Origin of the sequence: Paenibacillus sp. 19GGS1-52 (assembly GCF_022369515.1) — a bacterium.
Taxonomy (GTDB): Bacteria; Bacillota; Bacilli; order Paenibacillales; family Paenibacillaceae; genus Paenibacillus_AQ.
Genome location: NZ_CP059724.1, coordinates 3690394 through 3712290, shown reverse-complemented (window position 1 = coordinate 3712290; position 21897 = coordinate 3690394). Strand labels below are relative to the sequence as shown.

General features: G+C 46.0%; 21 protein-coding genes and 1 pseudogene. 13 read left to right on the top strand and 9 right to left on the bottom strand.

What is annotated here, in order from left to right:
• Window positions 1–231 precede the first annotated feature (231 nt).
• The 4 genes from H1230_RS17345 to H1230_RS17330 all read left to right on the top strand — a co-directional run bounded on the left by H1230_RS17345 (window position 232) and on the right by H1230_RS17330 (window position 5757).
• On the top strand, window positions 232–1917 hold the full coding sequence (locus H1230_RS17345) for an ABC transporter substrate-binding protein (protein WP_239711070.1): 1686 nt from the start codon (window positions 232–234) through the stop codon (window positions 1915–1917).
• A 33-nt stretch (window positions 1918–1950) separates the two neighbouring features.
• Window positions 1951–3459 (top strand): glycoside hydrolase family 43 protein, encoded by a 1509-nt coding sequence (locus tag H1230_RS17340; protein ID WP_239711069.1) that lies wholly within the window; start codon window positions 1951–1953, stop codon window positions 3457–3459.
• A 318-nt stretch (window positions 3460–3777) separates the two neighbouring features.
• Window positions 3778–4788: an AraC family transcriptional regulator gene (locus H1230_RS17335; RefSeq protein WP_239711067.1), complete on the top strand. Its 1011-nt coding sequence runs from the start codon at window positions 3778–3780 to the stop codon at window positions 4786–4788.
• Between the two features lie 123 nt (window positions 4789–4911).
• Window positions 4912–5757 (top strand): aldo/keto reductase, encoded by an 846-nt coding sequence (locus tag H1230_RS17330; protein WP_239711066.1) that lies wholly within the window; start codon window positions 4912–4914, stop codon window positions 5755–5757.
• Window positions 5758–5864: 107 nt separating this feature from the next.
• On the opposite strand, the pseudogene H1230_RS17325 reads toward H1230_RS17330, so the two are convergent.
• Window positions 5865–6209: pseudogene (locus H1230_RS17325) on the bottom strand (transposase); the annotation flags it as partial.
• 252 nt (window positions 6210–6461) lie between these two features.
• Window positions 6462–7394, bottom strand: coding sequence for an AraC family transcriptional regulator (locus H1230_RS17320; protein WP_239711065.1), 933 nt, complete (start codon window positions 7392–7394; stop codon window positions 6462–6464).
• Window positions 7395–7563: 169 nt separating this feature from the next.
• Between H1230_RS17320 and H1230_RS17315 the strand changes: the two genes are divergently transcribed.
• The 5 genes from H1230_RS17315 (at window position 7564) to H1230_RS17295 (ending at window position 10080) form a co-directional block, all read left to right on the top strand.
• The gene (locus tag H1230_RS17315; RefSeq protein ID WP_239711064.1) at window positions 7564–8268 is read left to right on the top strand and encodes an MFS transporter; all 705 of its coding nucleotides are present in this window, start codon (window positions 7564–7566) and stop codon (window positions 8266–8268) included.
• 40 nt (window positions 8269–8308) lie between these two features.
• A complete protein-coding gene (locus H1230_RS17310) occupies window positions 8309–8722 on the top strand; it encodes an MFS transporter (RefSeq protein WP_239711063.1) in 414 nt (137 codons plus the stop codon).
• A 95-nt stretch (window positions 8723–8817) separates the two neighbouring features.
• Window positions 8818–9039 (top strand): hypothetical protein, encoded by a 222-nt coding sequence (locus tag H1230_RS17305; protein WP_239711062.1) that lies wholly within the window; start codon window positions 8818–8820, stop codon window positions 9037–9039.
• A gap of 95 nt (window positions 9040–9134) precedes the next feature.
• On the top strand, window positions 9135–9413 hold the full coding sequence (locus H1230_RS17300; protein ID WP_239711061.1) for a flavodoxin: 279 nt from the start codon (window positions 9135–9137) through the stop codon (window positions 9411–9413).
• A 28-nt stretch (window positions 9414–9441) separates the two neighbouring features.
• Window positions 9442–10080, top strand: a complete 639-nt coding sequence (locus tag H1230_RS17295) for an NAD(P)H-binding protein (RefSeq protein ID WP_239711058.1) — start codon at window positions 9442–9444, stop codon at window positions 10078–10080.
• A gap of 93 nt (window positions 10081–10173) precedes the next feature.
• Here the strand turns inward: H1230_RS17295 and H1230_RS17290 are convergent, their stop codons facing one another.
• The 4 genes from H1230_RS17290 to H1230_RS31730 form a co-directional block, all read right to left on the bottom strand.
• Entirely contained in the window at window positions 10174–11025 is an 852-nt protein-coding gene (locus H1230_RS17290) for an aldo/keto reductase (RefSeq protein ID WP_239711055.1), read from the bottom strand.
• A gap of 161 nt (window positions 11026–11186) precedes the next feature.
• Window positions 11187–12101, bottom strand: a complete 915-nt coding sequence (locus tag H1230_RS17285) for an SDR family oxidoreductase (protein ID WP_239711054.1) — start codon at window positions 12099–12101, stop codon at window positions 11187–11189.
• Window positions 12102–12322: 221 nt separating this feature from the next.
• Window positions 12323–13285, bottom strand: coding sequence for an AraC family transcriptional regulator (locus H1230_RS17280; RefSeq protein ID WP_239711051.1), 963 nt, complete (start codon window positions 13283–13285; stop codon window positions 12323–12325).
• 42 nt (window positions 13286–13327) lie between these two features.
• Window positions 13328–13519: an AraC family transcriptional regulator N-terminal domain-containing protein gene (locus H1230_RS31730; RefSeq protein WP_481857179.1), complete on the bottom strand. Its 192-nt coding sequence runs from the start codon at window positions 13517–13519 to the stop codon at window positions 13328–13330.
• Between the two features lie 402 nt (window positions 13520–13921).
• Here H1230_RS31730 and H1230_RS17275 point away from each other — a divergent pair, with 402 nt between their 5' ends.
• Both H1230_RS17275 and H1230_RS17270 read left to right on the top strand, forming a co-directional pair.
• Window positions 13922–14926: a glycosyltransferase gene (locus H1230_RS17275; protein WP_239711048.1), complete on the top strand. Its 1005-nt coding sequence runs from the start codon at window positions 13922–13924 to the stop codon at window positions 14924–14926.
• Between the two features lie 378 nt (window positions 14927–15304).
• A complete protein-coding gene (locus tag H1230_RS17270) occupies window positions 15305–16174 on the top strand; it encodes a type 2 periplasmic-binding domain-containing protein (RefSeq protein ID WP_239711045.1) in 870 nt (289 codons plus the stop codon).
• 118 nt (window positions 16175–16292) lie between these two features.
• Here H1230_RS17270 and H1230_RS17265 read toward each other — a convergent pair whose 3' ends face one another.
• Both H1230_RS17265 and H1230_RS17260 read right to left on the bottom strand, forming a co-directional pair.
• The gene (locus tag H1230_RS17265) at window positions 16293–17573 is read right to left on the bottom strand and encodes a glycoside hydrolase family 27 protein (protein ID WP_239711044.1); all 1281 of its coding nucleotides are present in this window, start codon (window positions 17571–17573) and stop codon (window positions 16293–16295) included.
• Window positions 17574–17681: 108 nt separating this feature from the next.
• Window positions 17682–18563 carry a helix-turn-helix domain-containing protein gene (locus tag H1230_RS17260; protein WP_239711042.1) on the bottom strand — a complete coding sequence of 294 codons (882 nt, stop codon included), beginning with the start codon at window positions 18561–18563 and terminating at the stop codon, window positions 17682–17684.
• Window positions 18564–18908: 345 nt separating this feature from the next.
• On the opposite strand from H1230_RS17260, the gene H1230_RS17255 reads away from it, so the two are divergent.
• Window positions 18909–20525, top strand: coding sequence for a peptide ABC transporter substrate-binding protein (locus H1230_RS17255; RefSeq protein WP_239711040.1), 1617 nt, complete (start codon window positions 18909–18911; stop codon window positions 20523–20525).
• 110 nt (window positions 20526–20635) lie between these two features.
• Here the strand turns inward: H1230_RS17255 and H1230_RS17250 are convergent, their stop codons facing one another.
• Window positions 20636–20839 (bottom strand): MerR family DNA-binding transcriptional regulator, encoded by a 204-nt coding sequence (locus tag H1230_RS17250; protein ID WP_239711038.1) that lies wholly within the window; start codon window positions 20837–20839, stop codon window positions 20636–20638.
• 166 nt (window positions 20840–21005) lie between these two features.
• Here H1230_RS17250 and H1230_RS17245 point away from each other — a divergent pair, with 166 nt between their 5' ends.
• Window positions 21006–21713, top strand: coding sequence for an NAD(P)-dependent oxidoreductase (locus tag H1230_RS17245; protein ID WP_239711037.1), 708 nt, complete (start codon window positions 21006–21008; stop codon window positions 21711–21713).
• The last annotated feature ends 184 nt before the right edge of the window (window positions 21714–21897 follow it).

Below are 21897 nucleotides of genomic sequence, written 5' to 3'. Positions count from 1 at the left end.
ATTGCTGAACATTTGTCCCTATCATCCTATTTTTGGTCTTTAAAATCAAGGTTTAAGGACCAGAACAAAACTATAATATTAACTGGGAGCAAAATTTACAGAGGAGTGGTGCTAGTTAGTCTGTTCATTTTGAACAACACGTAAGCGCATACAAAATCTTTTTGGTTCGTTCGTTTATTGATTCTCTGCCTTATGCTTTACAATAATGCAATTATAAATGGGGGTATAAGAATGGGTAAAGTTAGAAAGTATTCGAGGTTAGGATTGGTAATAACTCTTGCATTGGGACTGGTGGTCGGGTGCAGCAATAATGCAGCAAACAACAAGGCGGAGACTACAACTAAGAACGATACATCCCCAATCACATTTTCTTATTTTGGTGAAGATGCAAACCCGAATTGGCAAAACATGCAGGATGATATCAGTAAAGAAATTACGAAGCAGACAGGCGTGACACTTGATGCCGAATTTGCTGTAGGCGACCCTGCACAAAAGGTAGCGCTTATTGCAACAAGCGGTGACTACCCTGACCTCATCAACCCCAAAGGAGATTTGAATAAATTAGTTGATGCCGGAGCTATGCTTGATCTTACCGATCTAATCGATCAATATGCTCCTAATATCAAAAAAATGTTTGGTGATCAAATTAAGCGTCTTCGTTACAGCAATGATGACAAGTCCATTTATGTAATTCCGACTTATTCAGCTGTGGATGGGAAAACCTTTGTGGCAGGCGGTGGATTTGAGTTGCAGCACCGCGCTGTGAAAGAAGCTGGCTATCCGGAAATTAAAACACTTCAAGATTACGAGAATGTTATAAAATCCTATCTAGCCAAACATCCAACTGACGAAACTGGGAATAAAAATATTGGGCTTATGCTTAATTCAGATGATTGGCGGATGTATATCTCCGTAACCAATCCCGCAGCTGAAACGACGGGTAAGTCAGGTGATGGCGAATATTATATCGATTCCAACACTAATGAAGCGACCTATCATTTTAGAACGGAAGGCGAAAAGGAGTATTTCCAGTGGCTGAATCATATGTACAACACCGGCCTGCTCGAGCAAGATACTTTTGTACAAAAGAATGATCAATATTTGGCCAAGGTTGCTTCGGGGCGAGTAATTGGTTTGATCGATGCCGATTGGGATTATGCGGATGGCGAGAAATCCCTTAAGACCGCAGGAAAACCTGAACAGACTTATGGTCATTACTCGGTAATGCTGTCTGACAAATATAAAGATAATCGCTTCCAGTCCACAGGCTTCATAGCCGGTTGGGGTATTGGTATTACGACAGCCTGCAAGGATCCCATTCGGGCGATTAAATTCCTGGATTTCATGGCTTCTGAACAAGTTCAGGTTCTAAATAATTGGGGCATTGAGGGTAAGCAGTATACTATGCAAGACGGTAAACGTGTCGTACCGAAAGAGGTACAGGAGCGCATTATTAATGACAGCACTGCATTCAGTAAGGAGACCGGCATCGGGTTCTATACTAACATTGGAGCACATTATGGTGATGGTGTTAAAGATTCGACCGGCAACTACATTACAAAGAATTACCCGGAACAAATTATTGAAGCCTATACGGCTGCCGATAAGGAAACGCTGCAAGCATATAATGCAACGACTTGGTTAGATCTTTTCCCGAAAGAAGACCAATTTCCGGTTAAAGCTTGGGGGGCAGCATGGAATATTCCGGTGCCGAGTGATGATGAATCCAATATTCTGGCTAATAAGATGAAAGATATCACATGGAAAAGAATCCCGGAAGCTGTAACTGCAAAACCAGAAGAGTTCGACAAAATTTGGGATGACTATCAGCAGGATCTGATTAAAGCCGGAGTCGAGAAGATGGAAAAAGGATTTACAAAATATGTCCAGGATCGTGTCAAGCTTTGGAATGAGTAGTTTACTATTGTAATGGATGAGGAGAATCTGTATATGAATTATCGCAATCCCGTTATTAGTGGTTTTCACCCTGACCCCAGCGTCTGCCGAGTGGGTGATGATTACTATCTGGTGACCAGTTCGTTTGAATACTTTCCTGGAGTACCGTTATTTCATAGTAAAGATTTAGTACATTGGCAACAGATAGGTCATGTCTTGACACGCACAGAACAGTTAGATCTTAGGACAGCTGGGAGCTCAGGCGGTATTTATGCACCAACGATCCGTTATTACAAAGGAACATTCTACATGACTACCACTAATGTGTCGGGTGGAGGAAATTTTTATGTGTACACCAACGACCCGCACGGTTCCTGGTCCGATCCTGTTTATGTTGATCAGCCCGGCATTGATCCAGATCTGTTCTTTGACGATGACGGATCAGTTTATTATACGACCTCTCATGATGCCATGGGCCAAGGAGCTTACCAGAGCCGAATTGATATAGAAACAGGAAAGCGTCTTTCAGATGTTATTCTAGTGTGGAAAGGGACTGGGGGCCAATACCCCGAAGCTCCGCATCTTTACCAGATCGGAAATTATTATTACCTCATGATTTCCGAGGGAGGAACAGAATACGGACATATGGTCACTGTGGCTCGAAGCAAACACCCGGATGGCCCCTTTGAAAGCTGCCCGTATAATCCAATTCTGTCCCATCGAAGCCAGCAGAAATCCATTCATGCAACAGGGCACGCCGATTTAATCCAGACACAAGATGGCAACTGGTGGGCTGTATTCCTTGGAATTCGGCCCATCGGATATCCTCAGCATCATCATCTCGGTCGGGAAACCTTTCTGGCACCGGTAAATTGGACAGAGGACGGTTGGCCGATCATCGGTGACAATGGAACTGTTAGCGAAATCATGTCAGCAGGAAGTCTTCCACTACAATCACAGCCTGTTCCTCCAGTAAGAGATGACTTCGATAGTACGACACTAGCTTCATTCTGGAATTTCCTGCGTTCAACTGATCAGGAGTTGTGGTCTCTCACTGAGAAAAAAGGCTATCTAACACTATATGGTTCCGAAGTGTCTCTGAATGAAGGGGGTGTGCCAGCTTTTGTTGGCAGAAGACAGCAGCATTTCGAATGTCGCTCTACTGCACATCTGACATTCGCACCACAACAGGATGGTGAAGAAGCAGGCATTACTGTGTTAATGAATGAACGATTTCATTATGAAATCGCCATAACGCGAAGCAAAGAAGAGCGCAAGCTTATCTTTCGCAGACGGCTGGGCTCGCTGTGGAAGGTAGAGAATGAAATTCTCTGGTCGTCAGACTCCATTGTTCTGATCGTTCACGCCGACAAAACGCAATATTCCTTTGGATATTCGGATAACGGTCAGGAACCGGTCTGGTTCGGTCACGGAGAATGTGGGCTGTTGGGAACAGAGGTTGCCGGCGGCTTTACGGGTGTATTTATGGCAATGTATGCAACAGGTAATGGTGTAAAATCTATCTCACCGGCTCATTTCGATTGGTTCGATTATGATTTCTAAACTAATATAAAGTGAATTTTGAGGGATCAAGTTTTGTCCTATTCTCGGGATAAGAACTTGGTCCCTTTGCTACGCGAAGACACAGCGAGAATTAAGCAGTTCGATAGCTGTTCTAGCAGAAGTTTGATAATAGACTTATTAAGTCAGTTCCTTGGCGCATCCTGATAGTATATAGGCGTCTCCTGATGGTATATAGGCGTCTCCTGATGGTTACAATAACACTAGAAATCTGTATGATTAATAATTATAATGCTAGTGACTTTATGATTATCCATGTAATTACATTTTGCTTAGATAACCTAAGGAGGTGCTCCATACATGTCATCGCATTCTTTAGACCGTATTCATATACCGGCAAATTTTTGGATTGGCTTGCGTCAAATCGATGTTTCAGCCCAAGACATCCTACGTAAAGCGAAATTGCCGCTAACCATCTTTACTGAGTCTCAATTTGTCAATACTGCCGAGTATTTTGCCATTTGGGAAGCCTACTCTGAAATAATTGATGATCCTGCTGCAATTATTGCCAAACAAATGAATGACCTGGAAATATCACAACTTCCCCCGAGTGTGCTGGCTCCATATCATGCACGTGATTTTCGAGATGCACTGAAGAGATTGGCCCGCTACAAACAACTGTGTGTCCCTGAACGATTTCATATCACTGAAAAGGATGAGCTTTGCACTATTGAATTAGAATGGTTATATAGTGAACTGCCAGAGCCGCCTATGCTCGCTGGAATCATAATGGCCTCTTTGCTGGAAATGGGACGACGAGGAACGCGTATTTCATTACAAGCACATTCAGTCGAATTTTCGTGTCCAGTTGGCGAGATTAAAGGGCTTGAGTCTTACTTTGGCTGTCGCATTAAGTTCAGTGCAGAACGTAGCCGTTTAACAGTACGTCGGAGCGACTTAGAACTTCCTTTTGTGTCCTACAATGCAGATTTGCTCGATATATTAACTCCAGCGCTAGACCGCTCTCTAGTGGACCAACAAAGAGTAAGCTCTGTCATCGATAAGGTCAAATGGATCATGAAACGAAGCTTAGCCGCAGGGCGCCCCGATATTCAGGTAGTAGCCAGTGAGCTCGGAATGAGTGATCGTACATTGCAGCGAAGACTCACCGATGAAGGTACTAACTTCAAGCAATTGCTGGCGATTGCCCGACGCGAGCAGGCGCTGCTCTATTTGTCTGATCCAACGATAGATTTGAAAGAAGTAGCTTTTTTGCTTGGCTATGAAGAACAGAATTCCTTTTACCGCGCTTTCCGCCTTTGGGAAGGCGATACCCCTTCAAATTGGAGAATAGTTCATTCCTTTCACTGATAACAAGATTGGCGCTTAGCGATATAATTACGGCGTGTAGTGATGATTACATGAAGTGATTTAACTTATATAATATGGGTTATCCAATATATGGCTGGTGCAACTAAAACAGGAGGGAATTAGATGCAAAAAGTTACTTTGAACAATGGTGTTGAGATGCCGATCATCGGCTTTGGGGTTTTCCAAGTTACTGATGCTAACGAGTGTGAACAAGCCGTTTATGAGGCCCTGTTGGCAGGTTATCGCTTGCTGGATACAGCTGCAATTTACCAGAATGAAGAGGCAGTTGGTAAAGCGATTAAGCGAAGCGGTGTACCACGTGAAGAAATATTTGTTACCACTAAACTGTGGGTTAGCGATACCGGTTATGAAAAGACAAAGATAGCATTCGAGAAATCTCTTGAACGACTACAACTGGATTATCTAGATCTTTATCTGATCCACCAGCCTTTTGGAGACGTGTATGGTTCTTGGCGTGCGATGGAAGAGTTGTATCGTGAAGGAAAAATTAGAGCGATCGGAGTGAGCAACTTCTATCCGGACCGTCTAGTGGATTTGATCATCCATAATGAGGTCATCCCTGCCGTGAACCAAATTGAAACTCACCCATTCAACCAGCAAATTGAAAGCCAAAACCTGATGCAAGACAATCAAGTCCAGATTCAGTCCTGGGCGCCTTTTGCAGAAGGTAAAAATGACATCTTCAAGAATGAGACCTTAGTATCGATTGCTGAAAAACATAATAAATCGGTTGCTCAAGTGGTGTTACGCTGGCTGACACAAAGAGATGTTGTTGTCATTCCAAAATCAGTTCGCAAAGAAAGAATCATCGAAAACTTCAATATTTTTGACTTTGAGTTAAGCGAAGAGGATATGAATGCGATTGCGGCGCTAGATACGAAAGAGAGCTTATTCTTCTCCCACCGCGATCCAGCAATGGTGAAGTGGATCGGCAGTAATTTTAATTGAATAATTCACTCGAAAAGGAGCTGTCCCAAAAGGAGATATTTTTCATGTATGAGACAGCCTTTTACACATCGAAGCTGTAAAAGCAAAAAAACGAGCCACTCTCCGGGTTATTGGAGACTGGCTCGTTTTCGTTTTTGATCCGTAGTGGCCTGCTTTAGCAGGTTATGGGCAAGCGAAAGCCACCCGACTTCGAGCGTCACTTTTGACAACCCTCGAAGCAGGAAACGCCGGAATCCCCGGTTGTTCTTCAGTTGGCCAAACGCACTTTCTGGTTCCGTCATTCTCCGAACCGCAAGCGCATATCCTTCCTCGCTTCGCAATAGCTCCCTGGCCTGATTTCGGTAACGCAGGGCTGCCATACTGACGGTGACTTCCCGGTTTCCCGCCGCCTTCGTACAGCAGGATTTCAGTGGGCAGTCTTCACAACTTGCACTTCGGTAATGATTTTTCCGCTGAAACCAGTGGAGAGGACGGAATGATTGCGGAAAAGCGGTAGCAGTCGCCTTTGTGTCCGGATTTTCACCGCTAAGGGGAATTCAAAAAATCTGGACACAACAGCGATTGGAGCAACGGTCCGTTCGCGGAGCGTCCTCACAAGCACAATCGTTTATCCGACTCCAAAAACAGGGGGTGTCCCAAGCAGCCATTTCATGGCTTATGGGATACCCCTTTTGTTTAAAGCTGAAATAGAGCACACCTAAGCGTTAGTCCCCCAAGTAAACAATACTTTTAGCGGGATCGTACATTTCCTTTAATTGTTTTACGTCCGATCTCGGAGGTGAACCAAACATACGGGAATATTCACGGCTGAATTGGGAAGCACTCTCATAACCGACCCGGAAAGCGACCTCAGCAGATTCTGCAGATTCAGAGAGCAATAAACGTCTTGCTTCCTGCAACCTCAATTGCTTCTGAAATTGAATGGGACTCATCCCAGTCACTTCTTTAAAGTTACGGTGGAAAGAGGAGAGGCTCATACTCGCTGCTTCAGCAAGCTCTTCAACACGCATAGATTGATCGAAATGGGTAGTAATGTGATCAATGGCTTCTCTGATGCGATAGGCATTACTGCCTTCCATGGCAATTTGACCTAGCGTAACACCATAAGGACCCTTCAGAAGCGTATACAGAATTTCCTTTGTGAACAGTGGAGCAAGGAACGGGATGTCCTCCGGTCGGTTCAGCAATTCAATAAGTCTTAGCGTCGCATCCATTAAGAAGTTCTCCAACTGACCTACAAACAGGGCACGCTTTGCGTTGTCATTCGGGACCATGTGAACGTTAACGTCGTTAATCACCTCTAAAATCTGGTCATGTGTAAATTCTAATTTAATGCTCAGATAAGGAATCTCGGATGATGCTCTAATAATCTGGCCAACTACAGGCAGATTCATCGAAGCGATCAAATAATCTGCTGAACCGTATTCAAATCGTTCTTGAGCCAGAAATACCTCTTTTAAACCTTGTGCAATAACGCAAAAAGAAGGTTTATACACCCTGTATGCAGGTTCTGATACTTCGGAGTATCGGATGATAAATAGATTAGGAATAGCTGTCTCAAACACACCATCTGATGGTGAATAGTGCTGAATAAGCTTTGCCAGTTCTTTTTGTTGAATATGGATGGCGTCCGACATGGCGATTCCTCCAGATGTTTCTCTCGATTATAAACCAAAAGTGATCCGTATAGTTAACGCTGTGACAGGAATAGGCAACCATTCAGTACGATCAGGATAACGGTTTCGTGCTCTTTTCCTGCATAATTGAATTAGATGGCAAAATAACAATCGGAGGAACAATCAAGAAATGAATAACTCCTGGAAAGTATACATGCTCGCCTTAGTCAGTTTCTTGGTTGGAACTACCCAATTCTGTATTGTAGGCATGCTCGATAAAATAGCCGCATCAGCTGACGTTTCTGTATCTACTGCTGGTCAGCTAATCACTGTATTCGCGCTCGGTAACGCATTAGGTACACCCATTGTAATGATAGCCACCGCGAAGATGAACCAGCGTAAGCAATTGTTGATGGCACTAATGATCATATTGCTCGGAATCGCTTTAACACTTACTCTTCCGGGCTTTGTTTTATTAATGGCATCTCGCGTTGTTCTTGGACTCGGGACCGGAATTTTCGTAGTTACAGCTTATTCTTTAGCGTCAAAACTAGCATCTCCCGGACGCCAAGGGTCTGCGATGTCCAATGTAGCTATGGGATTCAGTTCCTCGCTTGTTTTCGGAGTTCCTATCGGCCGTATCATTGCAGCCACTTATGATTGGAAGACAATCTTCTGGGGCATAGGTTTATTATGCCTGGTGGCGACCTTTTTAGTGGCGAAATTTATTCCGGTGATGGAAGGGGATGTGGCTATCCCGGCGATTGGCATTCCTGAAGCAGCCCCGGATTGCCATTACCCTGGGCGTGACTTTCTTTGTATTTGTTGGCTTTTCAGTGGTCGATACGTACATTACACCCTTTCTCGCTACAGTTATGCCAACGATGGAAAGTAGAATGAGTGTTATTCTCCTAACGTTAGGCATAGGAAGCTTAATGGGGTCCAGATTAGGCGGCTTCCTGGCGGATCGGATTGGCGTTATCCGTACAATTTTCTGTTCAATGGTTGTACAGGCTCTTGCATTGATGCTACAATCCTCCATCTCTGAATGGGTGATCTGGACTATTATGTTCCTTATGCTCTGGGAGATAGCCGTCTGGACATTTGGGCCAACCCAGAATTTCAATCTGGTATCCCTTGCTCCTGAGGCTTCCAGTATAGTTCTTAGTCTCAATAGCTCGTTCGTACAGCTTGGATTTGCTGCAGGGGCGGGAATTGGCGGAATAGCAATCGGAAGTTTTTCGATATTGGCGATACCTTGGATTAGTACTATTTCGGTAGTGATTGCTACCGTTATCGCTGTTTTTTCGTTAGGCCGCGGCTTTTCGTTTGTAAGATCGCGAGGATGATGTCCATAAGACAAAACCAGTGAAGGAGGCGATAAATTTGATGAAATGCAGAACGATAACCTTACTTTCAGTTCTTGCGTTAGCGATGACACTGCTTGCAGCCTGTGCAGACAACAGCGGCCAAGAGCAGTCCAGGCGCACCCAGCCATAGTGCATATCCTGGTCCAAGCGAAAACAAGACTGTGGACAAGGAACAGGTTAACATTGGAGGACGTAAAGTTCTCGTAGCCTACTTCAGCAAGTTAGGAAATATCTCTTCTATTGAAGATGCAGATGCGGTATCCTCGGCGGCGATCTTTTCCGGATTGAAACCGTAGAACCATACCCTGAAGATTATGAAGCAACGGTGAAGCAGGCGTCGGAAGAGAGAGCGGCAGGCTCTAAACCACCGTTATGAACCAAAGTGGAAATCATGGATGACTATGAAGTCGTGTACCTGGGACATCCCAGCTGGGGAATGAACCTCCCAGCTCCAATTGTAACGTTCTTATCTGAATATGATTTTTCGGGAAAAACCATCATCCTATTTTGCACGCATGCGGGGTATGGAGTGGGACAGACGGTTTCAGCCATTAGAGGGCTTGTCCCTGAGGCAACTGTCCTGGATAGCTTTGAGATAGAACGCACTAAAATGTCAACCGCACAAGAAGCCTTGTCCGCGTGGTTGCATGAAATCAGTATGGATGTGTGAGCTACCTAAATGTAGGAGGGGAATAACTATGAAAATCTTAATTCTTGGAGCTGCGGGTCAAATTTCTCGTCTTGTTACTGAGAAGCTGTTAACAGAATCGAATCACTCGTTAGTTTTATTGGCCCGTAATGGATTGAACCGAATCAACATTACGGACGTTAATAGAGAGCATGTTATTGACGGAGACTTTACGGATATCAATATTGTGAAGAAGGCGCTTGAAGGAATAGATGCCGTCTATCTAAACGATCTAAATTCCCTTGCAGGTGTTGGGACCGTTGTAGAAGCAATGGAAAGTTGTAACGTTAACATCCTAATTGCAGCGTCCATCTTAGGGATTTATGGCGAGGTGCCCGGAGCATTTGGTAAATGGAATGAACGAATGGTGGGTACTTCCGGTATCAAGCGCCACCGTCAGGCTGCAGATATTATTGAGAATTCCAGCTTGTGTTACACAATTCTCCGTTTAACCTGGCTTTATAATCAGACAGGAAATATAGACTATCAGGTAACTCAGAAAGGTGAACCCTTTGTAGGCGCACAAGTGACCAGAGAAGCTGTAGCACAACTGATCTTAGATATTATCGAAAACCCTAAAGGTTATGCCTATACAAGTTTAGGCGTTAGTGAACCGAATACAGATTGGTCAAAACCGTCTTTTTACTGAGTTGTGGACCACTAAGGCAATTCAACCAAACAAAACAAGAGCAGATGCATTTAAGCATTCTGCTCTTATTTTAGCAACTTAGGATTATCGGTGTCAGATATCAAGTTTACGGTTACTAAGCCGTTTGACCATTTCAGGATCACGATGGGAGAAGAAAAGGCTCTGATTCGTGTCTAGTGTAGTAATCGACTTCATATCCTCTTGGCTTATTTCAAAGTCAAAGATGCTGAAATTTTCGATCATTCGTTCTAGGCGAACCGATTTGGGAATCACGACAACCTCTCTTTGGGTTAACCAGCGTAAAACGACCTGAGCAACCGATCTATTATACTTTTCAGCGATGGAGCCCAATAGCTCATTCTGGAATAAGTTATTTTTTCCTTCAGCAAAAGGTGCCCAAGACTCAATCTGGACCTTGTTCTCCTTCATGAAGGCTGCACTTTCGATTTGCTGATTGAAAGGATGCGTTTCAACCTGGTTTACGGCAGGAACGACTTCATTATGAATGATTAAATCGATCAGACGGTCCATATGGAAGTTACTTACGCCAATAGCCCGGACCTTTCCTTCACGGTACAATTCCTCCATCGCGCGCCAAGAGGCAAACACATCACCATAAGGCTGATGAATCAAATACAGATCCAAATAATCTAATTGCAGTCTTTTCAGTGAATTCTCAAAGGCTTTCTTCGTGCGCTCATAACCGGTATCCTGAACCCAAAGCTTCGTAGTGATAAACAACTCATCTCTTGCCACGCCGCTGCGTTTGACCGCTCTGCCAACGGCTTCCTCATTCAGATAGGAGGCAGCCGTATCAATCAGCCGGTAACCACTTGTTATAGCATCGTAAACGCTTTGTTCACACTGACTTTGATCAGCAATTTGAAACACACCAAAACCGAGCACTGGCATCTCTACACCATTGTTCAAAATTACATTTTGCATAAAATATCCTCCATAGGTTTAGGAATATTGTTTCTTAATCGATGAAGCTGATCCATTACATTCTTATTATGCTCCAGTTGATTAAGAAATCGTTATCCCATTCATGCCATATGCTTGCCTAATCCTCTTGACTCCATTGGTGGTTATGTTCTGATAAAAGATCATCCATTCTCATATGTAACTGTTGTGAAATACTGCTCCCTGTCAAGATCAGGAATGAGCGCCGGATGAGCAGGGTGCCAATCGAGCTGCTCTTGAGTCTCGCTGCTCGAAGCAGGAATGTCCATCGAAACAAAATGAGTCAGCCAACCGAAATGCCCTAATGCCTCTTCAGAAGGGATGCTGACAACCGGCAGCCTGAGCTGGCGGCCGATTATGCCAGCAATCTCACGAATCTGCACCCCTTCGTCGCCAATGGCATGCAGCACGCTCCCAGCAGGAGCTATCTCCAGCGCCAGCCGGTAGAGATGTGCAGCATCAAGCCGGTGCACAGCAGGCCAGCGGTTAAGGCCATCCTCCACATAGCCCGAGACTCCCTTGTTGCGGGCGATCTGGATCAAGCCCGGTACAAAGCCGGTATCGCCATTGCCATGAACGGACAACGGAAGCCGCACCACCGATACGCGTACGCCCTGCGACGCCAACGAAAGTGCTGCTTCTTCCGTACCCGCTCGATGCTTCGCGGAAGAGCTCGAATCGGGCGCAGATTCTTCAGTACCTAGCTGACCAGGTGTGAGATGCCCGATCACGGAAGTTACGACGAACGGCCGACCTGATTGCGCGAGTTCGGCACCCATTGCTTCGACCGCAAGCCGGTCTGTCTCACCTGCAGTCGTAAGATCCGCGAAGTTATGAATGAAAGCAGCATGGATAACGCCATCCGCTGCAGCCGCTCCCTGTCGCAGGCTGTCCAGATCATCCAAAGAACCGCGGTGTATAGCGGCCCCGGCAGCAGTGAGCGTTGCCGCAGCCTCATCCGAACGGGCGAGGCCAAGTACTTCATGCCCCGCATCTATTAATTCACGTACAATGGCAGAGCCGACAAAACCAGTAGCACCAGTGACAAAAACACGCATAATAAATTCCTCCTATAAGTATTGAGTAGTAGAACTGCCCAGTTCACCCTGGCGGCTTAACCGCTTGCCGCCGCTCGTCCAAGGCTACACTCATTATAGTCTGCGCTTCATCAAGACTTTTGCCTGTTCCTTTTCACTTATTGCCCAATCCTACAGAAACGCAGTGGTCGCACGAAAACCCGCAAGCCATGCGGCTGCGGGGATTCATGTAAGGATTTAGATCAGTCGGTTATTTGTGTTTGCTGACGTAATCTAGCGATGTCTCTACTTGGCGGACTTCCGAAGAACCGGCTATAATCCCGGCTGAATTGGGAATCGCTCACATATCCGACAAGCCGACAGGCAGTGGTCGCGTCCATGGGACTGGCTAACATCAGACGTCTGGCTTCGTGAAGGCGCAGCGCTTTTTGATATTGCAGCGGGCTCATTGAGGTAACAGACTTGAAATGCACATGAAAGGAAGATGTACTCATATGAACCAGCTCTGCCAACTCAGCAATTTTGATCTGCTGGGAGAAGTTGTCGCGCAGCCAGGCAATCACCTTCGCCACCCGCTGTACATCCGACTCCGCAAAGCCCATTTCAACAACCTGAGCACCGATCGGACTGCGTAGAATCCGGATCAGAATCTCATCTACCACAAGTGGGGCCAGCAATTCAGCATCATCAGGATTTTGCAGACACTCTACCAATCTCGCCACAGCGTTAATGATACTGAGATTGGTAGCAGCGATGTAACCTTTGTTCATCTGACGTACGGGAGGCAGCCCCCCAGGATACAGTTTCAAGACCCAATCGCTAATCCTCTGCGGATCAAGCTCAAGTTTAATACTAAGATATGGCTCAGATGAGCTGGCTTGTATGAGCTGCATAGCTGCCGGCAGTGCAACGGGCAACAAGATCATACGCGACTTGTCAAACTGAAAAATATCCTGCCCAATCGTGATTTTTTTTGCCCCTTGCGCGACTATTAACAGAGAGGTGGAATAGAAGGTTTGTATGGTATCTATATCTATTTTTGAATAGCGGCTAACATACAAACCGGGTATACGCTGTTTAAAGGTGCCGTCATGAGGAGTAAGGGCAGAGATCAGACGTGCCAGCTTGGCTGTTTCTGCATCAAGTGATCCCTCAGAATTACTGGACACCTTTGTCATCGCATATTCATCTTGCATCCTCACCATTTAGCTACAGCTCCTATGTATTATGACATCTATGAAACATCCTTATGGACAAGTAACGTTTATTATACACACTAATAATTTGTTCTGAAAATAAAAACTCTGATCCTTCAGAAGGATATAAAGAATTCCCTTTGTGAACATTGGAGCAAGGAACTGAATGTCCTCCGGTCGGCTTAGCAATTCAATGAGTCGTAGAGCGCATCCATTAAGAAGTATTTTTTGCAGGAGTCTCATTGCCGTTACAAACAACTGTGTATCCCTGAACGATTTCATATCACTGAAAAGAATGAGCTTTGCACAATTGAATTAGAATAGTTATATAGTGAATAGTCGGAGTCACCCATGCTCGTAGGAATAATAATCGCTTCTTTACTCAAGATGGTGCGGCGAGGAACGCGTATTCTTTACAAGCACACTCGGTCGAATTCTTGTGCTCTGCTGGTGAGTTTAAAGCGCTTGAATCTTACTTTGGATGCCGTATTAAGTTCAGTACAAACCGTAGCCGCTTAACATTACGTTAGAGCGACCTGGAACGTGCTTTTGTGTCCTACAATGCACCTCTCCAGTTTCGTATCCGACTGCCAATTCTATTAACCCAATATGCTAAAAGTATAAGCTGGAGGGGATCTCGTTTCCATGAAAAAGTCCATTAAACTTCCAATAAGTACAAAATTAACAATCGTACAAGTGATTTCGAACTATCCAAAGGCACAGCCGTTGCCTTCCATCAAAGGAGGGACTGAAAAAATAGTTTATGAGCTTACGGAAGAACTGGTTAGACGAGGGCATAAGGTCTATTTATTTGCAGCTCAAGGGAGTAGGAGCAAGGCAAAGCTTATCACTTATCCTAAGGGGCTCCGCCACGAAAGCATAGCAAGATTTGTGCTGAAAAATTTACCTAAGCGAGTTGACATTATCCATGACCATACATTCCGTTCTGCGCTCGGCGTAACTAATCCTAAAATCCCAACGGTATGCACTGTGCACATTCCAGTCAAGCGACGGATTAAATATCCTGTATACGTAAGTAAACGTGCACGTCATCTGATGGGGAACAACAAAGGCTTCTACGTTTACAATGGGATTAATACGCATGAATATGAATTTAGCACAAAGAAACATTTATATCTGTTGTATATAGGTAGGATTATTCGGAATAAGGGTGTTTTGCAAGCCATACAAGTTGCCGAAAAGACTGGTAAGACACTGATTATCGCTGGCCCCGTAAAATCCTCCAAATTTTTCCAGAGAGAGGTTAAGCCGCGCATCCGGAAAAATCCCAATATCCATTATGTTGGACCTGTGGGTGGGAAAGTAAAGCAACAGTTAATCAAACATGCGGAATGTGTGCTATTCCCGACATTATGGGAAGAACCATTCGGTCTGGTCATGGTTGAAAGTTTAGTTTGCGGTACTCCGGTGCTGGCACTCAGAAATGGTGCAGTCCCGGAAGTATTATCCGGATTTCCCAATCTGATTTGTAAGTCTGTGAGTGAGATGGCAGTTAAGGTTCGACAGAAGAAATATCCTTCGCCGCACATATTGAGAGAGTATGTTCATAAACGCTTCACCAATAAAAAGATGACTGACAGCTATTTAAGAATATATTACAAAGTTATTCAAAGAGAATCCGGTAATTAAACAGATCTATTTTAATAAAGTAGCCCATGGATATTCCGTCGGCAAGTATCTCTTTGGGGCGTACGCTAACCGGCACTCCATTAGAAGTTCGGAGACTCTAGTACAATCAGAGATTATCCGGTGGAACGGACAGCAATTCCTAATAATTCGTGTACCGATCTTTTCTCCCAATAAAATATCCGAGACCGTTGAAATCATTGAACAGCTTGATGCGCTAGTGGAAAATAAAACGATCATGGTGTATATACTAACGTTGTTCACACCTCTATGAGCCAGACGATGTAGGAGGTGAAACAAAAAATCATCTTATAGGGAGATCTTTTATTTGAATTCCACTATTACCTTCAAGGTCTGAAATTCTATTACGATGCGAATCAAATGGGCCTGCTTGATCCCGATTCCTTAACACAGAAATTCTCGGATGTGTCCAACAAGATTAAGGACGGTCAAGTTCTATTCTCACACTTCCCTTGGGTTGATAACGTTTACAATACCCCTGAACGTACAGCTGAGGGCAAAGGTTTTGCTTTGGTGCCTTTTGCCGATGAGAAGATTACCTCTTACGGGCAGAGCCCTTACGGCGGCAACCGGGTGTGGGCGATTGGTGCAAAAGCCATAGAACCTGAGCGTATCATGGAATTCCTGAGCTGGCTCTACTCTCCGGAAGGGGTTATGGAATCCAATTATGGTCCTAAGGGATTAGCATGGGATATTGACGAGAGCGGGAAGCCGTTCGTAACCGAATTTGGCTGGAAGGCGCTGCCTGCGAATGCCGAACCGGTACCGGCAGAATACGGCGGAGGCACTTTCAAGGACGGTACGAATCAAATCAATAATACGACCCTGAAGCTGACCAATATCAACCCGGATACTAGGGAAACGTATGACTACAACCTCTGGCCTTCAACACTGAACCATGATCCGGACCCAGTCACGAAGAGCTGGCGTGAAGCTACGGGAGTTATGACGGCGAAAGACTATTTTGTAAAGAACAACATGATTGAGGTCTCGAAGCCGTTCTTTACGACAGAAACTCCGGTTACCGTGCCTGCCCAGTTGCAGCAGAAGATTGAGGGAATCGGCAAGATTATCAAGGAGTACTCCTGGAAAATGATTTTTGCCAAAAATGATGATGAATACAATAAGCTCAGGGAACAGATGATCACGAAATCCAAAGGTCTTGGTTATGACGAAGCGGTAGCCTATGAAGTTGGTAATGCCGAGAAGATGGTATTCCCTTACAGATAAGCCCCCTGTATTTGTATTCCCGTGCCGGTTAAATCCGGTGCGGGAGTTTGCTTGTACCTGATCATTTGCCTAAAAAGAAAGCCGGTTTCCCAGATGGATCTGGAGAACCGGCTTTTACTTACATGAAGCTATAGAGCCGCACGCCGTGCGGCGGCACTGTGGTCCGCAGCACATCTGCTGCAAGCTCGGCTGGCGTTCCACTCCACAGCTCGGTACCGGCGGAGGCGCCGCTCAGGCCGATTTGTTCAAGGGCCAGTTCCAACTGCAGCGGGCTCTCGCCGACGTTGAATACGGCAGCATAGCGTGTGCCATCGGTGTGTTCGGCTGTCCAGACGATATGATCATCTTTACATAAGGCTTCTCTGGCTCCATGGCTCTCCCGGTGCATGCGTAGAACTTCACGGTTGGTAAGCAGCGACAGCGTCCAGTCATCGTTGTCCCGCAGTTCACCGCCGAAGATAAGTGGCGAGCGGAAGATGCTCCAGAGCGACATCATCGTCAACTGCTCATCGCGCGTGAACCGGGTCCAACGGTCCTCCCCGCCGCCATCCACCGAGCGGATGCCGATGTGCCCGAGCGGCAGCATGTCGCAGTCCGGCCAACAGCCGGCCTGCGGAATACCCTGCCATTTCCGGCAGCGGTCGAACATATCCAGCAGCAACGGCCATAGGTCCCAGAAGTCGTCCGTAATCCGCCACATGTTGGCATGTCCGGTGAAGAACTCCGCATATTCCACCGGTGCGGGACCTGGTGAGAGGCTCAACACCATGGGCCGTCCGCAGCGCTCGATCGCCTGGGAGATCAGGGCGATCTCTGGTTGATGGGTGTCGTACAGTTTGGAAGCGGCGATGTCGTCCACCTTCACCAGATCGACACCCCACTGAGCATAAAGTTCAAAGAGAGAATCGTAATAGGCCTGAGCCCCTTCTTTTGAGGCGTCCACACCATACATATCCGTATTCCATGGACAGATAGAGTTCGTATGCGCAATGTTGCGTGCGGTTGCAGTTGTACCTAAGATGGGGGTGGCCGCATGAGCAGCCTGCCGCGGAATTCCGCGCATGATATGAATGCCGAATTGCAGTCCAAGACTATGGACATAGTCGGCTAACGGTTTGAACCCTTGGCCTCCCGCTGCGGAAGGGAATCGGTTCTCGGCAGGCATCAACCGGGAATGTTCATCCATCACGAGCGGAACGAATGGATGGTACTGTGAGGAATTGGCATAGGGCTCGTACCATTGAATATCGACGGTAATGTAAGTCCAGCCGAAGGCTTTGAGATGCTCCGCCATGTACTGAGCATTGCCCCGGATTTCGTCTTCTATTACGGCTGCTCCGTAGCAGTCCCAGCTGTTCCAGCCAAGCGGTGGGGTAGGTACTGTAAGCTTATGATTCATTGTAAGGCTCCTTTATTGTTGTATTATTGCTCTTGTCATGTTCATCATAATAAAGGAGTTTAGCAATATCTACAGTAATCTTACAAGGCGGATAGCATAATATTGCGGTTAATCGAAGAACAACCTACGGTAAGTAAGGCTTTCGCCTCCACTGCGGAATTCACCCGGTGTAAGCCCGGTCAAACTGCGGAACGCCTTAATGAAATAACTCCCGCTGGAATATCCAACCCGTTCGGCGATAGTCTCAATGCTAAGGGCGGTTCCCCGAAGCAGTTCCATAGCCTTCTCAGTGCGCACGCGGGTCAGATAAGCACCGGGTGTCAGGCCCGTGCTGGACGAAAACCGGCGAATCAGATGGTATTTGGAGAGGGAGACATGTTCGGAAAGCTGGTCGATACTGATCATCCGTGAATAGTTGTTTTCTATAAATTCGGCTGAGCGCCTTATGTTTTCCGACCAGTTGTCCCTGTCCTGCAGACTGGTTACCTGCATTCTGGCCAGTTCGGTCACGAACTGATAGACGCAAGACGACGCAATCAGCGGGTCGGAGATTCTGCCTGCTCCCGCATCGACCACAATCATCCGTGACAGCCGAACTGGCGCACAGTCTGCGGGCAAATGGGGAACTTCCCCCGCTTCACGCAGGAATTTGCGCCAATGGGGTAGAATCAGGTTGGGCCGGAACAGCAAGAATAGAAATTCCCAAGGTTCTTGTGATTCCGGGTGGTAGTAATAGCGGTGAGGTCCGGGAATTTCAGCGAGGAAAGCCTGTCCGGCTGTAAGTCGGTGAGTCCGGTTCCCAGACTCAAACACGCCTTCGCCGGAGATGGTATATTGGAACAACAGAAGAGGGCCGTCATTGCGATCCAGACCGTCCCAGCGGTATGAGGGATCGGTGATGGAATCATAACCGACCGCAAATAACACGCACAATTGCAACTCCTTTTCTTCAGCGAATCTAAAACCGTAGGTGCCTCTGGGGATGTCCATGAATGGCCTCCTTGCAAGTAATAGGTGATAGTCTTCAGTATAAATCAATCATACAATTACTCTAGCATTTTTACTATTGACTCAAGGCCATACAAGTAAGAATCGGATAGACTTTCATTATGAGATAGAAGGTTTAAGGATGTTTCGAATTCAAGTGTCTAGAGCAACAGAGAACCATGTGAAAATCACTCGGCGTGCCCATGTACATGCCGGAGTTCGGTTGGGTCAACGCTCAGCGCATTGAAGCGTCGGGCGGAAAGTTTTGGTAATTCTCACAAGGTAAATATTACCGTTTATGTTAAGATGGAAGGGATACGAATAATACATATTTAAGGGGAAGTTTGGATGAAGAAAGTTTGGATTGCCATGTTCGTTGTTCTGCTGGCGGTGGTGGGGTCGGTGCCCAAGGATGGCACTGCGGCGGCGGCGGCAGAGAAGCAGGTGCTGCGAATCGGAATGGAAGAATTGCCGATCCGGCTGGACCCGATGGATATCGCCAGTGGAGATAAGGATGCGGCCACCATCATCAAAGGGCTGTATGAGGGACTGGTTCGGCTGGACAAGAACGGAAAGCCAGTTCCCGGCGCAGCCCAGTCTTGGAAGGTCGGAGCAGATGGTATGACGTACACGTTCAAGCTGCGGACGAATGCCAAGTGGAGCAACGGTAAGAAGCTGATAGCCTCCGATTTTGTCTATGCCTGGAAAAGGGCGCTTACTCCGGGGCATGAGCCGGGAAATTTGTTCAAAATGTATTACATTGCCGGGGCGGAGAGCTATCATGCCGGCAAGCAGAAGGATTTTGCCAAGGTAGGGGTAAAGGCAGTTAACGACACCACCCTACAGGTTACGCTGAAGGGCAAATATGCCTATTTCCCGTCACTCTTGGCTGAGCCGATCTACTACCCGGTTTCGCAGGCTGCGGTCAAGGCGGCTGCAGGCTCAACGTCCGCACAACAGGTTGCGAGCATTTCCAATGGGCCTTTTCAATTGCAATCCCGGAGTATCCTGGCCATCACGCTGAGCAAAAATTCTTACTATTACGATGCTGCGTCCATCCGTCTGAGCGAGGTCGATCTGCTGACACCAGGCCCGGATTCAGAGAATGCTACAGCTGCTTTCGTCAATGGAGAGGTGGATTGGGTCGGCGGCGGCAATGTGACGATTGATTTCAAATACGTGGATATGGTGCTGGAGAGCTGCTTTATTTACGCTCCTTATGCGTCCACCTACTATTATCAGTTCAATCTGAAGCAGAAGCCCTTCAGCAACCTCAATATCCGAAAAGCGCTAGCCTTGGCTGTGGAACGAAACGATATGCCGATGCTCATGCCCGCATACGGCTTCGTGCCCTGGACTCTCTTCGGCTCCAAGGGACAGTTCCGTTCGGAGATCAGCGATAGCGCCTACTATCATGCGAATTTGAGCAAGGCCAAGGCGCTGCTGAAAACTGGGCTCCAACAGGAGGGTCTGACCGAGCTGCCGGCGTTCTCCATCATTGTCAATGAGGGAGATACTCATGCTGTAATGGCGAAAAGGCTTGTGAATCAATGGAAGGAAAAGCTGGGCGTGACCGCCACCGTCGAGACGCAGAGTTGGCAGAGCGTCTTGGCCAAACAGCAAAGCGGCAATTTCCAAGTTGCTCGTGCAGGCTGGTCCGCCGATTACAATGATCCGGCCACGTTTCTGAATTACTTTCGGTCGGACAGCGCCGACAACGATTCGGGCTGGTTGAACAAGACGTACGACCAGTACGTCAAACAGGCGGAGCAGACCTTCGACTCCACGAAGCGGGTTCACCTGTACGCCAAGGCGGAGCAGTTGCTTATGAGCCAAGCGGTCATTGTGCCGCTCTATAATTATGTGGCCGATATTCTGCGCAACAGCTGGATCACCGGCGTATATATCGATTATGACGACTCGATCGCCTTCAGCCGGGGTTATTGGACGCACTATCCATATTGATTCATGTGAACTGCAAAAAACCAGCCATTTCTAATGGCTGGTTTTTTTGATTTCGGATACCGGCAGATGTATAGTGATACAAAGATTACCCCTAACACAATAATGTAGTCTCAAAAGAACATACGTATCGCCCGCAAGTGTTTCACCAAAATAAGCCAATCAATATCTCTTTTAGCATACTTTCGGTAGTTGTTAATGTCCCTTACTATATGTTTGAGTACCCCTATTTTTTCGTAATATCGCAAAGTATCCTTTGATAATCCTGTTAACTCGGTCGTTTGTTGAGTGGTATTGTAAACTTCTTCTTCGTCCATTTTAAAATCCTCCCCTTGCTATGGTGTTGACTCCATACTTTATATTAATAATATTAATTGTGAAATCAGGCTAGTATTCTCGTTTATACAGTAGGGTTATGTTGCCTGAGTAGAAATTAGCGAAACAACAATAAAAATTACTAAAACCACATTGGAGGATTTGTGAATGGAATTAATAAAATCGACATTTTTAGTATTTGGTGCAACTGGTCGAACTGGCCAGCATTTTGTTTCCATCGCGCTTAAAGAAGGTCATAAAGTGCGAGCTTTGGTTAGGAATCCAGAAAAAATAAAGATAGAAAGTACAAATTTAGAGCTATTCAAAGGTTCCATCTCCGATTATGAAAAAATGGACGAATTGCTACATGGAGTCGATTTTGTAATTTGTATGCTTGGCAACGCTCAAGAACAAAATAAGGGACTGGTCAATACTCCATTTACTAAGAGGCTTATCCCAGCTATGCGGCGACAAGGCGTAAAGCGTTTCCTTTATCAAGCTGGAGGATTCACGCGTAGATATAAAGAAAGACTCCCGATTGTGACTTGGATGATAAAGAATATTTTTGCTAGATATGCCGGCCTTCTCGGTCAGCATAAGGACAATGAGGCAGTAATTAAATATTTAGTTGAAGAAGCGCAAGATATAGATTGGATTGTACATCGTGCTAGTATCATTTCGGATGGTCCTTCGAAAGGAATATTGAAAAGAGATCGAACAAAGGTTAGTCTTGTAACGTTTGAAGATTGTGCTAGATACAACTATGAGATCTTGAAGGATGATTCTGCCATCCATACTTGCGATTTAAGCTACTATAGCAAAAAACAGTTTAGCAACACTGAGAATAAAGGCAATGATGTATCAAAAAGCTGGTGACAGTATGGTTGTGAGCTGCTAACATCAAATATTACGAACAACAGCATTAGAAAGAAAAGAGCAATTTCTACGACGAAGATATTCACGCCAACATGTATAGCCATCGATTTTCCAAGGGATTATGAATGGTTATTGATCAACTCATTTAATGGGTTGATTTTTTTGTGTGCCTAGATAGCAGCAT

Bases quoted from the DNA above. Each gene is read 5' to 3' on its own strand.
- H1230_RS17345 (WP_239711070.1), top strand. From the start codon at position 232: ATGGGTAAAGTTAGAAAGTATTCGAGGTTAGGATTGGTAATAACTCTT.
- H1230_RS17340 (WP_239711069.1), top strand. From the start codon at position 1,951: ATGAATTATCGCAATCCCGTTATTAGTGGTTTTCACCCTGACCCCAGC.
- H1230_RS17335 (WP_239711067.1), top strand. From the start codon at position 3,778: ATGTCATCGCATTCTTTAGACCGTATTCATATACCGGCAAATTTTTGG.
- H1230_RS17330 (WP_239711066.1), top strand. From the start codon at position 4,912: ATGCAAAAAGTTACTTTGAACAATGGTGTTGAGATGCCGATCATCGGC.
- H1230_RS17320 (WP_239711065.1), bottom strand. From the start codon at position 7,394: ATGTCGGACGCCATCCATATTCAACAAAAAGAACTGGCAAAGCTTATT.
- H1230_RS17315 (WP_239711064.1), top strand. From the start codon at position 7,564: ATGAATAACTCCTGGAAAGTATACATGCTCGCCTTAGTCAGTTTCTTG.
- H1230_RS17310 (WP_239711063.1), top strand. From the start codon at position 8,309: ATGGGGTCCAGATTAGGCGGCTTCCTGGCGGATCGGATTGGCGTTATC.
- H1230_RS17300 (WP_239711061.1), top strand. From the start codon at position 9,135: ATGGATGACTATGAAGTCGTGTACCTGGGACATCCCAGCTGGGGAATG.
- H1230_RS17295 (WP_239711058.1), top strand. From the start codon at position 9,442: ATGAAAATCTTAATTCTTGGAGCTGCGGGTCAAATTTCTCGTCTTGTT.
- H1230_RS17290 (WP_239711055.1), bottom strand. From the start codon at position 11,025: ATGCAAAATGTAATTTTGAACAATGGTGTAGAGATGCCAGTGCTCGGT.
- H1230_RS17285 (WP_239711054.1), bottom strand. From the start codon at position 12,101: ATGCGTGTTTTTGTCACTGGTGCTACTGGTTTTGTCGGCTCTGCCATT.
- H1230_RS17280 (WP_239711051.1), bottom strand. From the start codon at position 13,285: ATGGTGAGGATGCAAGATGAATATGCGATGACAAAGGTGTCCAGTAAT.
- H1230_RS31730 (WP_481857179.1), bottom strand. From the start codon at position 13,519: ATGAGACTCCTGCAAAAAATACTTCTTAATGGATGCGCTCTACGACTC.
- H1230_RS17275 (WP_239711048.1), top strand. From the start codon at position 13,922: ATGAAAAAGTCCATTAAACTTCCAATAAGTACAAAATTAACAATCGTA.
- H1230_RS17270 (WP_239711045.1), top strand. From the start codon at position 15,305: ATGGGCCTGCTTGATCCCGATTCCTTAACACAGAAATTCTCGGATGTG.
- H1230_RS17265 (WP_239711044.1), bottom strand. From the start codon at position 17,573: ATGAATCATAAGCTTACAGTACCTACCCCACCGCTTGGCTGGAACAGC.
- H1230_RS17260 (WP_239711042.1), bottom strand. From the start codon at position 18,563: ATGGACATCCCCAGAGGCACCTACGGTTTTAGATTCGCTGAAGAAAAG.
- H1230_RS17255 (WP_239711040.1), top strand. From the start codon at position 18,909: ATGAAGAAAGTTTGGATTGCCATGTTCGTTGTTCTGCTGGCGGTGGTG.
- H1230_RS17250 (WP_239711038.1), bottom strand. From the start codon at position 20,839: ATGGACGAAGAAGAAGTTTACAATACCACTCAACAAACGACCGAGTTA.
- H1230_RS17245 (WP_239711037.1), top strand. From the start codon at position 21,006: ATGGAATTAATAAAATCGACATTTTTAGTATTTGGTGCAACTGGTCGA.